The 13,873-nt window shown below is 76.1% G+C and carries 11 protein-coding genes; 6 read left to right on the forward strand and 5 right to left on the reverse strand.

Annotated features, from left to right (window positions below):
* The 5 genes from ACI8AK_RS09655 (at window position 1) to ACI8AK_RS09675 (ending at window position 7,204) form a co-directional block, all read left to right on the forward strand.
* Window positions 1–1,149 (forward strand): EscU/YscU/HrcU family type III secretion system export apparatus switch protein, encoded by a 1,149-nt coding sequence (locus ACI8AK_RS09655; protein ID WP_456956030.1) that lies wholly within the window; start codon window positions 1–3, stop codon window positions 1,147–1,149.
* Window positions 1,150–1,228: 79 nt separating this feature from the next.
* Window positions 1,229–3,259, forward strand: coding sequence for a flagellar biosynthesis protein FlhA (flhA, locus tag ACI8AK_RS09660; RefSeq protein WP_456956032.1), 2,031 nt, complete (start codon window positions 1,229–1,231; stop codon window positions 3,257–3,259).
* Window positions 3,240–5,960: a hypothetical protein gene (locus tag ACI8AK_RS09665; protein WP_456956034.1), complete on the forward strand. Its 2,721-nt coding sequence runs from the start codon at window positions 3,240–3,242 to the stop codon at window positions 5,958–5,960. Before flhA ends, ACI8AK_RS09665 begins: the two co-directional genes overlap by 20 nt.
* The gene (locus tag ACI8AK_RS09670; protein WP_456956036.1) at window positions 5,957–6,202 is read left to right on the forward strand and encodes a hypothetical protein; all 246 of its coding nucleotides are present in this window, start codon (window positions 5,957–5,959) and stop codon (window positions 6,200–6,202) included. The genes ACI8AK_RS09665 and ACI8AK_RS09670 overlap by 4 nt, the downstream gene beginning before the upstream one ends.
* A gap of 84 nt (window positions 6,203–6,286) precedes the next feature.
* Window positions 6,287–7,204, forward strand: a complete 918-nt coding sequence (locus ACI8AK_RS09675) for a type IV toxin-antitoxin system AbiEi family antitoxin domain-containing protein (protein ID WP_456956038.1) — start codon at window positions 6,287–6,289, stop codon at window positions 7,202–7,204.
* Window positions 7,205–7,303: 99 nt separating this feature from the next.
* On the opposite strand, the gene ACI8AK_RS09680 is transcribed toward ACI8AK_RS09675, so the two are convergent.
* From ACI8AK_RS09680 to ACI8AK_RS09695, 4 genes are all read right to left on the reverse strand, one after another.
* Entirely contained in the window at window positions 7,304–8,599 is a 1,296-nt protein-coding gene (locus tag ACI8AK_RS09680; RefSeq protein ID WP_387987870.1) for a PhoH family protein, read from the reverse strand.
* Between the two features lie 268 nt (window positions 8,600–8,867).
* Window positions 8,868–9,155, reverse strand: coding sequence for a hypothetical protein (locus tag ACI8AK_RS09685; protein ID WP_387987871.1), 288 nt, complete (start codon window positions 9,153–9,155; stop codon window positions 8,868–8,870).
* Window positions 9,156–9,158: 3 nt separating this feature from the next.
* Window positions 9,159–10,376 (reverse strand): DUF885 domain-containing protein, encoded by a 1,218-nt coding sequence (locus ACI8AK_RS09690; RefSeq protein ID WP_387987872.1) that lies wholly within the window; start codon window positions 10,374–10,376, stop codon window positions 9,159–9,161.
* Between the two features lie 13 nt (window positions 10,377–10,389).
* On the reverse strand, window positions 10,390–11,169 hold the full coding sequence (locus ACI8AK_RS09695) for an isoprenyl transferase (RefSeq protein WP_387987873.1): 780 nt from the start codon (window positions 11,167–11,169) through the stop codon (window positions 10,390–10,392).
* Window positions 11,170–11,306: 137 nt separating this feature from the next.
* On the opposite strand from ACI8AK_RS09695, the gene trhA reads away from it, so the two are divergent.
* Window positions 11,307–12,119: a PAQR family membrane homeostasis protein TrhA gene (gene trhA / locus ACI8AK_RS09700; protein WP_387987874.1), complete on the forward strand. Its 813-nt coding sequence runs from the start codon at window positions 11,307–11,309 to the stop codon at window positions 12,117–12,119.
* 7 nt (window positions 12,120–12,126) lie between these two features.
* On the opposite strand, the gene ACI8AK_RS09705 is transcribed toward trhA, so the two are convergent.
* Window positions 12,127–13,380, reverse strand: coding sequence for a geranylgeranyl reductase family protein (locus ACI8AK_RS09705; RefSeq protein ID WP_387987875.1), 1,254 nt, complete (start codon window positions 13,378–13,380; stop codon window positions 12,127–12,129).
* Window positions 13,381–13,873 lie beyond the last annotated feature (493 nt).

Here is a 13,873-nt window from a genome sequence, read left to right on the forward strand (position 1 = left end):
GTGGCCAAGGACGGACCGGGCGGTGAGAAGACCGAGAAGCCCACTCCCAAGCGCCTCAAGGAGGCGCGCAAGGAGGGGCAGATCCCGCGGACCCAGGAGCTCGGCACCTGGGCGGGCGTGGCGGCGGCGAGCGTGTTCCTGCCGGTGCTCGTCGCGAACGCCTTCGACGCCGTGGGCCGGTTGTTCGTGCGGTTCGGGTCGGTGGTCGAGCACCCGGAGCCCGACGCCGTCGGCGCGCTGCTCGAGGAGGCGCTGACGACCTTCCTCGAGACGGTGCTGCCGATGGCGCTCGCGCTCATGCTCGTCGGGGTGCTCGCCTCGGCCGCGCAGGGCGGGGTCGCGCTGGCCACCAAGGGCATGAAGCCGACGCTCAAGAAGCTCAACCCGTTCCCCGGGATGAAGCGGATGTTCGGCACCCACGGCCTGTGGGAGGCGGTCAAGGCGGTCGTCAAGACGGCGGCGCTCGGGACCGTCGTCGTCGTGACCAGCGGAAGGGCGCAGGCGCTGGTGTCGGCGTCAGGAGCGCTGCCGCTGTCGGCGGTGGTGGCGACGTTCGCCTCCTCCGCCGTGCTCATGTTCCGCGTCGTGGCGATCACCGGCCTGGTCATCGCCATCGCCGACTACGTCGTGGTGCGCAAGCAGACGATGACCAGGCTGAAGATGACCAAGTACGAGATCCAGCAGGAGCACAAGCAGTCCGAGGGCGATCCCCACGTGAAGGGCCAGCGCCGGTCGATGCAGCTGGCCCTGTCGCGCAACCGGATGATGGCCGAGGTCGCCACCGCCGACGTGCTGCTGGTCAACCCGACGCACGTCGCCGTCGCGCTGCGGTACGAGCCGGAGAAGGGCGCGCCGCGGGTGGTGGCCAAGGGCGCCGACGAGATCGCCGCGAGGCTGCGCGAGCGGGCCGCCGAGGCGCGGGTGCCGATGGTGCAGGACGTGCCGCTGGCCCGGGCGCTGCACGCCTCCTGCGAGCTCGGCCAGGAGGTGCCGCCGCAGCTGTTCACCGCCGTCGCCCGGGTGCTGGCCTTCGTCATGCAGCTCGGCGCCCGCGGCGTGCGCGGCGGCTTCCACCGGCCCGGGTTCGAGGCGCCCGACGTCGCCGGCCTGCCGCGGGCCGGCCGCCGGAGGACCCCGGTCGCCTCCTGACCCTGGGACGGCTGTGACTCGTGCGCCGTCAGCGGTCGGCCGGGCACCCCCGGCTGCCGATGGAGTGCCCGTGCGAGGGATGACCAAGGCCGCCGTGCCGATCGGCGTGGTGGCCATCGTCCTCATGCTGGTCGTGCCGCTGCCCGCCGCGGTGCTGGACCTGCTGCTGGGCCTGAACATCACCGCGTCGCTGCTGATCCTGCTCGTCGCGATGCAGATCAGGCGGCCGCTGGACTTCGCGGTCTTCCCGTCGCTGATCCTCGTCGCGACGCTGTTCCGGCTCGCCCTCAACGTCTCCTCGACGCGGCTGGTGCTCACCGACGGCTACGCCGGCAAGGTCATCGAGGCCTTCGGGCACTTCGTGATCGGCGGCTCGCTCGTCGTCGGCCTGGTGATCTTCGTGATCCTCACGATCATCCAGTTCGTCGTCATCACCAACGGCGCCGGCCGCGTGGCCGAGGTGGGCGCCCGCTTCACCCTCGACGCGATGCCCGGCAAGCAGATGGCCATCGACGCCGACCTCAACGCCGGCCTGATCAACGAGCAGCAGGCGCGCAAGCGGCGCACCGAGGTCACCGCCGAGGCCGACTTCTACGGCTCGATGGACGGCGCCTCGAAGTTCGTCAAGGGCGACGCCATCGCCGCCATCATCATCACGCTGATCAACCTCGTCGGCGGGTTCGCCGTCGGCGTCATGCAGCGCGGCATGGCGCCCGGCGACGCCGTCTCCACCTTCTCGCTGCTGACCGTCGGCGACGGCCTGGTCTCGCAGATCCCCGCGCTGCTGCTGTCGACCGCGACCGGCATCATCGTCACCCGCTCGGCGAGCGACGGCGACATGGGCAGCGACCTGCTCGCCCAGCTCGGCCGCTTCCGCCAGCCGGTGCGCATCGCCGGCGGCGGGGCGCTGGCGCTGTGCCTGATCCCCGGTCTGCCGAAGCTGCCGTTCCTCCTCATCGGCGGGCTGTTCCTGGTCATGGCCGCGCGGATGACGGAGGCCCCGGCCGAGGACGACGGCACGCCCGCGCTCACCGCCGCCGAGGAGCCCGCGCCGGACTCCCCCGAGGCGATCGCCGAGCGCATGCGGGTCGACCCGCTGGAGCTCGAGGTGGCCTTCGACCTGGTCGACCTCGTCGACTCCTCCCGTGGCGGCGACCTGCTCGACCGGGTCAAGGCGCTGCGCCGGAAGGTCGCGATGGAGACCGGCCTGGTCATCCCGCTGGTCCGCACCCGCGACAACCTCGACCTGCCCTCGTCGCAGTACGTCATCTGGCTCAACGGCGTCCCCGCGGCCAAGGGCACCTCCCCCGCCGGCACCGTGCTGGCCATCGGGGACGCCCTCGACGGCCTGCCCGGCCGGCCCACCCGCGAGCCGGTGTTCGGCCTGCCCGCCAAGTGGGTGCCGGTGGAGCTGCAGCGGCAGGCCGAGATGGCCGGCGCGACCGTCGTCGACCGCTCCTCGGTCATCACCACCCACCTGGCCGAGGTCGTCCGCCAGAACGCCGCCGAGCTGCTCGGCCGCGAGGACGTGCGGCTGCTGGTCGAGATGGTCAAGCGGACCCACCCGGTCGTCGTCGAGGAGCTCACCCCGGGGCTGCTCACCCTCGGCGAGATCCAGCGGGTGCTGCACGCGCTGCTGGCCGAGAACGTCTCCATCCGCGACCTGGCGCGCATCTTCGAGGCGCTGTCGCTGCGCGCGAAGACCTCCACCGACCTGGACGGGCTGGTCGAGGCGGTGCGCGCGGCGCTCGGCGCGGCGATCAGCCACCCCTACGTCACCCCCGACGAGCGGCTGCACGTGCTCACCCTCGACCCCGCCTTCGAGCAGCGGCTGCTGGAGGCGGTGCGGCAGGGCGACGGCGGCCAGGTGCTGGCCCTGGACGCCGGCTCGGTCGACGCGCTGGTCACCGGGTGCAGCGGGCTGCTCGAGGACGCCGAGCAGCACGGCCTGTCCCCCGTCCTCGTCTGCTCCCCCCAGGTGCGGGCCGCGCTGTCCCGCCTGGTGCGTCAGGTCCTCCCCCGCCTGCCGGTGATCTCCTACTCGGAGGTCTCCCGGACGGCCCAGATCGAGTCACTGGGAGTGGTGAACGGTGCCGTTGCCATCCGTTGAGGCGCCCACGCCCGAGGCCGCCGTCGCCGCGGCCCGCGAGCGGTACGGCAACGCGGTGCGGATCACCGGCGTGCGCCGCATCCGGTCCGGCGGCGTGCTGGGCTTCTTCGCCACCGAGCGGTTCGTCGCCGAGGTGGAGGACGTCGAGCCGGCCCGGCGCGGCCCCGCGCCGAAGTCCGAGTCGGCCCGCCGGATCGAGGTCGCGCTCAGCCGCGACCCCGGCCCGCTCGCCGACACCGGCGCGTTCCTGCGCGCCACCGAGCTGCACCGCAGCCGGCCCGCGGCGGCCCGGCCCACCGCGCGCCCGACCGTCCCCACCGAGCGCCCGACCATCCCGACCGAGCTGCCGGACCCGGTGTCCGAGCTGGCCGGCCTGCTCGGGTCCGGCGACAGCGACCCCGGCGTCGACCTGTACTCCCGGGCGTCCGTGGGCGCCACCCGCCGGCCCGCCGCCGGGACCGCCGCCTTCCGCCCGGCCGCCGCCGTCCGCACCGCTGCCCCCCGCGCGGCCGCCGGCCCGTCCGCCGCCGCGCCCTCGGCTGCCCGCCGGCCCGCCCGGGCGGCGGTCCGCCCGCCGGCCGGGCCCGCCGGTCCCTCGCCGTTCACCGCCGCGCTGGCGCAGGTCGTCGCCGGTGACCGCGAGGTCCGCGAGGCGGTCGACGACGCCGTGCGCTCGGCCGCCGCGGTGTCCGCCGCCGAGGCGCTGCGGGCGGTCCAGGCGGTCGCCGCCGCGACCGCCGAGGCTACGGACGAGGAGCTCGCGCCCCCGTCGGTGCTGCGGACCCCGGAGCCCGCTCCGGCCGCGCCCGCGATGCCGCTGGCCGCCGCCCTCGCCGCCGCCATGGCCGCGCCCGCCCGCGCCGCCGCCCCTGCCCCGGCAGCTCCGGCTCCCGCGCCGGTGCCGGAGCCGGTCGCGCCCGTCGTCGAGGTCCCCGTCGTCGAGACCCCCGTCGTCGAGGAGCCCGTCGCCGAGGAGCCGCTGCCCGAGACCCTGGACGCTCCCGCGGTCCCCGGGTCCGCCGAGGAGTCCGGACCCGGTGTGGACATGTGGGCCGACCCCGTGCCCGTGTCCCGCCCCGTCGCCGTCGCCGAGCCCGTCGTCGAGGAGCCCGTCGTCGAGGAGCCGGTCGTCGAGGAGCCCGACGTCGAGGAGCCTCCGGCCGACGAGGACCCCGAGGACGCCGAGGAGTCCCTGCTCACCGAGCTGCTCGGCCCGGAGGCGGACGAGACCGCCGCCGAGGACCCCGTCGCCGTCGAGTCCGCCGTCGAGGACACGGCCACCGAGGACACGGCCACCGAGGACACCGCCGCCGAGGCGCCGACCGCCGTCGCGCCGGTGCCGGAGGACGAGCCGGTCACCGACGTGCTGCCGGCCGTCGTCGCGGAGCCGATCGAGGTGCCGGCGCCCCAGCCGGTGGCCGCCTGGGCCGACCCGGACCTCACCGGCCCGGTCACCGGGCGCGAGGAGGCCATCGCCGAGGTGCTCCGCGCGGCCCTGGCCCACGACACCCCGGACGACGCGCTCACCGACATCCTCCGCGGCGTGCTCGCCAGCGCCTCCACCCAGGGCGGCGCGCACCGCGGCCGCCCGCCGGTCCCCGCGCCCTCGCAGCGCGTGGACCAGGAGCCGGGCTGGGTCGACGCCTCGGCCGAGTCCGACGAGTGGGAGGCCGACGAGGCGGTGCTCGCGCCGACCGCCAGCGACCCCGCCCCGCTGCCGCTCGACTCCACCGCCGTCCTGCCCCCGCTGTCGCTGCTGCCGCCGCCCACCCCCGGTGCCGAGCTGGCCGTGCCGCGGCTGCTCGGGCGCCCGCCGGTGCCGCCGGCGCGCCGCCTGCCGCCGGTGCCCGGTCAGGCCGTCGCCCGCGTCGCCGCCCCGGCGCCGGGCCTGGCGACCGTGACCCGCCTGCCCGTCGACGCCCGCGCCGCCCGCGGGTGGACGCCGGCCCGCGTCGTCGTGCCGTCGGTGCGCGAGGCCGGTGCGGTGGCGCCGGGCCGCGGCTGGGTCGACCCGCGGATGGTCGAGGCCGCCGGCACGGTCGCCCGCCTGCGCGCGCTCGGCGTGCCGGAGGACCTGCTCGGCGGGGGCTTCCCCGCCGAGGTCGCGCGGTCCGGCACCTACGCGGCGCTGACCCGGGCGCTCGGCGCGGCGCTGCCCGCGGCGCCGTCGGCCCCGGCCGGTGCCGGCGAGGTGCTGTTGGTCGTCGGCCCCGGCGTCGAGACCCTCGCCGCCGCGCGCTCGCTGGCCGCCGGCATGCGGCTCGACGGCGACCGGCTGCAGTGGGCCACCCGCGGCGACCTCGCCGCGCTCGCGCCCGAGTCCAGCCGGATCACCTCGGTCGACACCGCGATCGCGCGCAAGCAGGAGGCCGCCGCCGCGGGGACGCCGACCGTCGTCGCGGTGGACGCCCCGATGCGCGCCGGGGGCCGGACGTGGCTCGAGCAGGTCATGGCGATCTTCTCGCCGGTCGCCGTCTGGGCCGTCGTCGAGGCGACCCGCAAGCCCGAGGACGTCGGCCCGTGGCTGGACGCCCTGCCCCGCGTCGACGCGCTCGTCGTCCAGGACTCCGACCTGACCGTCGATCCCGCCGCCGTGCTGGGCCGGACGACGGTGCCGGTGGCCCTCCTCGACGGCGTGCGGGCGACCGCGCACCGCTGGGCGTCGCTGCTGTGCGAGCGGCTGGAGACCGCTGAGGCATGAGCCCGCTGCGCTGGGACGTCCTCACGGCGGGGTTCGTGCTGGCCCTGCCGGTGCTCGCGCTGTACCTGCGCGGCGACTTCACGCTCGACGACGTCGCCACCCGGCTGCCCTGGTGCCTGCTCGCCGGCTGGGGCGCCGTCGCGCTGCTGCGCTACGCCGCGACGCCGCGGCCCCGCCCGGCCCCGCAGCGCGCGTCCCGGACGCCGGCACTCCCGGACGAGGACCCCACCCCCGCCGCCTGACACCGCAAGAGCACAGGCCGGGACGTCGTCCACAGTTCCGCCCGGCACGCGTCGCTCCGGCCGGCGACCGGGGACGGTCGGCACATGACCGACTGGGTGCACCCGGGACCGTTGCTGCGCAGATCCGAGGCGCTGGCCGCCGGTCTCTCCGACGACGAGCTGGCGAGAGCCGTCCGGCGAGGGGAGCTCATCCGCATCCGGCGGGGCGCCTACCTCGACCCGACGGCAGGGCTGCCGCGGCACCACGCGCTCGTCCTGGCGACGGCGCCGGCGCTCCGGGACGGCAGCGTGGTCAGCCACGCCTCGGCCGCCGTGCTCCACGGCCTGCCGCTGTGGCGGGTGGCTCCCGGGCGGGTGCACGTGACGAGGCGGCCTCCCGCCGCCGGGAGCGGCAGTGCCCGGGTGCACCTGCACGTGGCGCGGCTCGCCGAGGACGAGCTGGTCCTGGTCGACGGTGTCCTCCTGACCGGCCTGGCGCGGACGGTCGTGGACCTGGCGCGGTCGGTGCCCTTCGAGTCCGCGGTCGTCACCGCCGACGGCGCCCTGGCCGCGGGAGGCGTGACGCGTGAGGAGCTGACCGCGTGCCTGCAGAGGACCGGCCCGGTGCCCGGGTCGCGGCGCGCCGCCCGGGTCGTCGCCTTCGCCGACGGACGCAGTGGGAGCGTCGGCGAGAGCCGCAGCCGGGTGTTGCTCCACCGGCTCGGACTCCCCTCCCCGGATCTGCAGGTGCGGCTCCTGCGGCCCGACCGGTCGTTGGTGGGCCGGTGCGACTTCGGCTGGCGTGCACACCGGACCGTCGGGGAGTTCGACGGGCGGGTGAAGTACCGGGCGGACGAGGGACAGGACCCGGGCGATGTCGTGTTCCGCGAGAAGTTGCGCGAGGACGAGATCCGCGACTCGGGCTGGGAGGTCGCACGTTGGACCTGGGCCGACCTGGATGCGCCGGCGGTGGTCGATCGCCGGATCCGCCGGGCGTTCAGCCGGGCCGGACGGCCGCTCTGACCGGGCTCTTGCTGTGTCGCCCCTGCTCCTGCGGTGTCGCAGGACCGCAGGAGTGCCGAGGACACCGCAAGAGCCCAGCCAGAGGGGAGGGCCGCGCGGTCAGAGCTCGAGGTCCTCCAGCATCTCGGTGACCAGGGCGGCGATCGGCGAGCGCTCGGACCGGGTCAGCGTCACGTGGGCGAACAGCGGGTGCCCCTTCAGCTGCTCGACCACCGCGGCGACGCCGTCGTGCCGGCCGACCCGCAGGTTGTCCCGCTGCGCGACGTCGTGGGTGAGCACCACCCGCGACCCGCTGCCCAGCCGCGACAGCACGGTGAGCAGCACGCCGCGCTCGAGCGACTGCGCCTCGTCGACGATCACGAACGAGTCGTGCAGCGAGCGGCCGCGGATGTGGGTCAGCGGCAGCACCTCGATGAGGTCCCGCGCGGCGATCTCGTCGAGGACGTCCGTGGACACCAGCGCGCCGAGGGTGTCGTAGACCGCCTGCGCCCAGGGCGACATCTTCTCGCCCTCGCTGCCGGGCAGGTACCCGAGCTCCTGCCCGCCGACGGCGTACAGCGGCCGGAAGATCACGACCTTCCTGTGCGCGCGCCGCTCCATCACCGACTCCAGCCCCGCGCACAGCGCCAGTGCAGACTTGCCGGTGCCCGCCCGCCCGCCGAGCGAGACGATGCCGATCTCGGGGTCCAGCAGCAGGTCCAGTGCCACCCGCTGCTCGGCCGAGCGCCCGTGCAGCCCGAACGCCTCGCGGTCACCGCGCACCAGCCGCACCTGCTTGTCCGGGGTCACCCGTCCCAGCGCCGACCCGCGCGAGCTCAGCAGCACCAGCCCGGTGTGCGCGGGCAGCTCCGCGGCCGCCGGCACGTACACCTCGCCGGTGTCGTAGAGGCCCGACAGCTCGGCGTCGTCCAGCGACAGCTCGGCCATGCCGGTCCAGCCCTCGTCGACGGAGTCCAGCGCGCGGTACTCGTCGGTCTCCAGGCCGACGGCGGCCGCCTTGACCCGCAGCGGCACGTCCTTGGTGACCAGGCAGACGTCGCGGCCCTCGGCCCGCAGGTTCAGCGCGACCACCATGATCCGGCTGTCGTTGCTGTCGTTGCGGAAGCCGGCGGGGAGCACCGCGGCGTCGCTGTGGTTGAGCTCGACGTGCAGCGTGCCGCCGTCCTCCCCCACCGGCACCGGCGCGTCGAGCCGGCCGTGGGTGACCCGCAGGTCGTCGAGCAGCCGCAGCGCCTGGCGGGCGAACCAGCCGAGCTCCGGGTGGTGCCGCTTGTCCTCGAGCTCCCCGATGACGACCAGCGGGAGCACCACGTCGGCGTCGCCGAAGCGCAGCAGCGCGCGGGGGTCGGACAGCAGGACGGAGGTGTCGAGGACGTACGTGCGGCGAGTGGTCACGGGTCGTCTCCCCTGGGGCGCGAGACCGCGCCCCGCCTCGAAGGTGGCCGGGCCCCGGCGCAGGGGCCGGGCACCGGCCCCCCTGGTCGACGAGAACGTCAGCACCAACCGGGCCTCCCGTGGACGGCGGGGCGGGCCCGTCGTCCACCCCGGACGCTAGAGGCACGGACCGACAGGAGCGCGCGGTCACAGCGCGCCGAAACCCACTGTTCACCCGATGGGGTCCCACCCGTACCGCCCGTCCCGGCGACGGCCGGGCGCGCACGGCTCAGTACCGCTCGCGTCCCCGCGCGTCCGGCGGCCGGGGCAGCGGGCGCGACGCCGGGAGCTCCCACGTGGGCGGCGGCCCGCCGCGCTCCGGCGCCTCCCAGGTCTCCGGCCGCCGTCCCCGCCGCGGTCGCGCAGCCGCTGCCGCCCACAGCGCCGGCACCAGCAGGACCGGCCACTGGACGGCGAGGTCTCCGATCCACAGCAGGCCCGCGAGCAGGAGCGCGAACAGCCATCCCGCCGTCCACAGGCCGAGGGCGCGGGCCTCCCGGGGGTCGCGGCGGGGCACCGGTCAGGCGTCCGAGAGCTCGGCGGTGACGACGGCGGGGGTCAGCGGCTCGTCGAGCAGGCGCACGAAGCGGTCGGCGACGTCCTGGCCGGCCGGGCGGGCGCCGAGCCAGCGGTGCAGCAGGTCGTAGCCCTCGACGTAGGTGGTGATGTACGCCCGCCACAGCGGGTGGGTGAGGAACCGCAGCTGCTGGCGGGCCCGGTCGGGGCTGACCAGCGACCAGTGCTGGATGTAGGCGGCGACCTCGTCGGCGTCGGCCCCGCGGTCGTGCAGGAGCACGGCGGCGTCCTGGCGCACCCGGTTCAGCGGCGCGGCGGCCGCGGCGATCCGCTCGGCGAGGTGCCCGTCGAAGCGCAGCCCCAGGTCGCCGAGCACCTCGGCCGACCACGGCCCCCAGCCGTCGCCGACGGCGGCGTCGACGCCGAGGTCGGCCAGCCCCTCGGCCATCAGGCACTCGGGGGTGTTGACGAGGAACACCGTGTGCTCGAGGTGGCCGGCCCGCTCGACCAGCCCGCGTTCCTTGCGGCAGTGCTCGGTGTGGTGGCCGGGGTAGGACTCGTGCGCCACCAGGTGCACCAGCTGGCTGAGCCGGTGCGGCAGGTCGGCGTTGATCGCCACCCGGGAGCGGTAGTCGCCCTCGTAGTAGTTGAAGCCCGACCACGGCTTGTCGGTGACCACCTCGTAGCGCACCGTCTCGGCCTCGGGCAGCCCGTAGCGGCCGCGCACCCGGTCGCGCAGCGCGCTGGACAGCGCGTGCACCGCGGCCTCCAGCCGCTGCGGCGGGCACTCCTCGCGACGGCGGTGCGCGGCGTAGCGCTCGGCCAGCGACCCCTCGCCGGGCAGCAGCGCGTCCAGCTCGGCGTGCGCGGCGGCGTAGGCGGCCGGGTCGCCGAGGGTGAGGTCGACCTGGAAGTAGCCGCGGACCTCGTCGAGGAAGCCCACCGGCTCCCCGCTCATCTTCCGGGCGCTGCACTCCAGGCCGGTGAGCTGGCCGCGCAGGAACGCGGCGCGGTCGGCCGGGAGCACGGTCGAGTCCAGCTCCTGCAGCAGCGCCCGGGCCTGGGCGCGCAGCCCCTGCGGCGTCGGGGCCGGCTCGCTCTCGACCTCGGCGCGGATCCGCTTCTCGCCGGTGTAGGCGTCGACGAACCCGGACTCCAACCGGTCGAACCGCAGCCCCAGCCGCACGTACTCGAGGGGGACGTCGACCGCGCCGAGTGCCATGGGCCCGAGTCTGTCACCCACCGAAACGGCGGTGCCGCGCCGCGTAGGCCCGCAGCGCCCGCAGGAAGTCCACCCGCCGGAAGTCGGGCCAGTAGACGTCGGTGAAGTAGAACTCCGAGTGCGCCGTCTGCCAGAGCAGGAAGCCCGACAGCCGCTGCTCGCCGCTGGTGCGGATGACCAGGTCCGGGTCGGGCTGGCCGCGGGTGTAGAGGTGCTCGGCGATGTGCTCGACGTCGAGCACCTCGACCAGCTCGTCCAGCGACGTCCCCCGGCTCGCGTGCTCGGCCAGCAGCGAGCGGACGGCGTCGGCGATCTCCCGGCGGCCGCCGTAGCCGACGGCGAGGTTCACCGTCGCGCCCGGCCGGTCGCGGGTGGTCTCCTCGGCCTCCTTGAGGACGGTGACCGTCTCCGGCGGCAACAGCCCCAGCGCGCCGACCGGGTGCAGCTGCCACCGGCGGTCGGGCGCCGACAGGTCCTCGACGACGCCCTCGATGATCCGCAGCAGCGGCGTGAGCTCGGGCTCGGGCCGGGACAGGTTGTCGGTGGAGAGCAGGAAGAGGGTGACCACCTCCACGCCGGCCTCGTCGCACCAGGCGAGGAACGAGGCGATGCGGTCGGCGCCGCGGCGGTGGCCGGCGTTCGGGTCGAGCAGCCCGGTGGCGCGTGCCCAGCGGCGGTTGCCGTCGATGATCGCGCCCACGTGCCGGGGGACGTCGGCGCCCACCAGCTGCCGGGCCAGGCGACGCTCGTACATCTGCGTCAGGACGTCGCGGACCCACTGACGCGCCCCCACGGGGCCACACCCTAGGCGCCCGGGGACGCCGCCGTTCCGCTGCCTCCCGCCCGCGCGCCGCCCCTCCGGGGCGCTGCCGGGGAACTCACAGGTCGCTGGCGCTGCGGCCCCACCTACGCCTCCGTAACCTCGGGTGTGTGACCTCTGCTCCCGACGAACTCGAGCCGGTCCGGGTGGTGGCCGACGGGGCCGAGATCGAGGCCCCGCGCGGCCCCGCCCTCGCCACCGTCCTCGAGGAGGACGAGCGGGTCGAGCGGACCTGGACCGCCGCGGACTTCGCCGACGGCGACTGGGAGCACCCCGACACGCGACCGCGGATGCGCGGGTGGCTGCACCTGTTCGCCTTCTTCGGCGCGATCGTCGCCGGCGCCGTCCTCGTGCCGCTGGGCTCGGTGCTCGGCGCCCGCGCCGGCTTCTCGGTCGCCGTCTACTGCCTGACCATCTGCGGCCTGTTCGGCATCAGCGCGCTCTACCACCGCCGGCGCTGGTCACCGCGCGGCTGGAAGGTCATGAAGCGGCTCGACCACTCGATGATCTTCCTGTTCATCGCGGGCACGTACACGCCGTTCTCGCTGCTCGCCGTCGACCAGCCGCTGGGCTACTGGGTCCTCGGCGGCGTCTGGGCCGGCGCGCTGGCCGGCGTCTGCCTCAAGCTCACCTGGCCGACGGCACCGCGCTGGGTGGGCGTGCCGCTCTACGTGGGCCTGGGCTGGGTCGCCGTCTTCATCCTCACCGACATCCTGCACATCGCGGGCGTGACCTCGCTGGTGCTGCTGGCGGCCGGCGGCGTGCTCTACACCGTCGGCGGCGTCGCCTACGCGATCAAGAAGCCGAACCCGTGGCCGGGCGTCTTCGGCTACCACGAGGTCTTCCACGCGATGACCGTCGTGGCCGCGATCTGCCACTACATCGCCGTCTACTTCGCGATGTACAACAGCCCCTTCGTCTGAGCGCCGGTCAGCTGAACGGCGGCCGCCCGTCCCACCGGGTCGAGGCCCGGCCCGCCGCGCGCCAGGCGCGGGCGACGACGTCGCGGTCGGCCTCGGTGACCAGGTTGCCCATCACCCGCAGCGCCACGGTCATCAGCGACCGGGACCGCATCCCGACCGGGCCCGCCGAGGGCAGGAAGCGGGGCACCGTGAGCAGCCCGGCGAGCCGCCGGGCGATCGAGAAGGCCTCGCCGTAGTGACGGCGCAGCGTCGCCGGCCAGGCGCACGACCAGTCGTCCTCGGCCAGCAGGTCGACGACGGCGCGCCCGGTCTCGAGGCCGTAGTCGATGCCCTCGCCGTTGAGCGGGTTCACGCAGCCGGCGGCGTCACCGACCAGCGCCCAGTTCCGGCCGGCGACACCGGAGACGGCGCCGCCCATGGGCAGCAGCGCGGACGCGACGTCGCGGACCGGCCCGTCGAGCTGCCACTCCTCGCGCCGTGACCCGGCGTAGAACTCCAGCAGCGACTTCAGCTGCACCCCGGCGGGCCGCCGCGCCGTCGCCAGGGTCCCGACGCCGAGGTTGACCTCACCGGCGGCGGCACCCAGCGGGAAGACCCAGCCGTACCCGGACAGCAGCTCGCCCTCCTCGCCGCGCAGCTCGAGGTGGGAGGAGATCCACTCGTCGTCGCTGCGGCCGGAGCGGACGTAGCTGCGTGCGGCGACGCCGTAGGCGGTGTCGCGGTGCCACTCCCGGCCGAGCACCCGGCCCAGCGGCGAGCGCACGCCGTCGGCGACGACCAGCCGGCGGCAGGCGACGCTCACCCGGCTGTCGTCGGCGAGCTCGAACACCACCGCGCGGACCCGGTCGCCCTCGCGCTCCACGTCGACCGCCCGCGCGCCGTCGACCGGGACCGCCCCCGAGCCGACCGCCACCTCCCGGATCCGGGCGTCGAGCTCGGTGCGCGGCACCGCGCCGCCGTGGTCGGGGAAGGCGCCACCCGGCCAGGGCAGCTCCCACACCTGCCCGAACCCGGCGGCGCGCAGGCCGCGGTTGCGGGCGTGTCCGCGCACCCAGTCGCCGAGGCCGAGGTGGTCGAGCTCGGCGATGGCGCGGGGGGTCAGCCCGTCGCCGCAGGTCTTGTCGCGCGGGAAGACGGCGGCGTCGGCGAGCAGCACGTCGTGACCGGCGCGCGCGGCCCACGCGGCCGCCGCCGAGCCCGCCGGCCCGGCCCCCACCACGAGGACGTCGGTCGCGGCGGGGACGGCGGCAGCTGCTGGCACGCCCTCCAGTGTCCCTGCTCCGCGGCGGCCTCCCTGCCGGGTCCCGCCGCGAGCTCGCGAGGGGCGGGGGGCAGGGAGGCCCTCCAACCGAACAGGGGGAACCGGGCGGCGGCGTCCCCAGCGCGGCGCGGTCGGCGTCGGACAGCGGCCCCCGGCCGGCGGCCACGAGCACCGCCGCGGCGGCCTCGGCGTGGCCGCGCTGCACCGCCGCGGAGCCGCCGTGCAGGCCGGCCGCCGCGCGGGTGGCCCACGGGCCGTCCTCGTCGTCGGGCGCCGGCGGGCGCCACGAGCGCCAGTGGTCCACCGCGGTCGTGTCCGGCGGGCCGCCCGCCGGGGTCGCCGGCGCGACCGGCGCCCGGCGGGCGTCCTGCGGCAGGTGGTGGGTCAGTCGACCACCGCCCGGCCGGTGCAGCCGGTCGGCGCCCACCGCTCGGCACGGGTGAGCGTGAGCAGCACCCGGGTGAGGTCCTCGTACGCCGTGTGCAGCAGCTCC

This window comes from Geodermatophilus sp. SYSU D00867 (genome assembly GCF_054050315.1).

Coding starts and splice junctions, on each gene's coding strand:
- ACI8AK_RS09690 (WP_387987872.1), bottom strand. CDS start 10,376: ATGGCACTCGGCGCGGTCGACGTCCCCCTCGAGTACGTGCGGCTGGGG.
- flhA (WP_456956032.1), top strand. CDS start 1,229: ATGACCAAGGCCGCCGTGCCGATCGGCGTGGTGGCCATCGTCCTCATG.
- ACI8AK_RS09670 (WP_456956036.1), top strand. CDS start 5,957: ATGAGCCCGCTGCGCTGGGACGTCCTCACGGCGGGGTTCGTGCTGGCC.
- ACI8AK_RS09675 (WP_456956038.1), top strand. CDS start 6,287: ATGACCGACTGGGTGCACCCGGGACCGTTGCTGCGCAGATCCGAGGCG.